Here is a 319-nt window from a genome sequence, read left to right on the forward strand (position 1 = left end):
GGTAGCCACTTGACTTTGACTATTTTTGAGACTTTCTTAAAACAATCTTCTTCCAACATTTTCACTTAGATCAGTAAGCATTTTTCTTAAATAAAAAATAAAGTACCCGAAACCGTTACACCGAACATCTTAATTACAATTACAATTTCCATTTCATAGATAATGTGCATAGCATCTGTTTTAAATTGCTTATGTTCTAAGGGATGCTTAAGGGCTACATTATTATTATTATGAACATTATCAATTTCTAACCATTCATCATTATTATCGGCTTCATCAATCCAAAGTAGATAGACGAGGAAAATATACAAGAATTCTG

The 319-nt window shown here is 30.1% G+C and carries 1 protein-coding gene; it reads right to left on the bottom strand.

Annotation, left to right across the window (positions count from 1 at the left end; all coding sequences use genetic code 11):
• Positions 1-86: 86 nt before the first annotated feature.
• On the bottom strand, positions 87-319 hold a 233-nt coding region (locus FOT98_RS32690; protein ID WP_186292158.1), incomplete at its 5' end, for a hypothetical protein.

The organism is Bacillus sp. HY001 (assembly GCF_007558965.1).
GTDB lineage: Bacteria > Bacillota > Bacilli > Bacillales > Bacillaceae_G > Bacillus_A > Bacillus_A mobilis.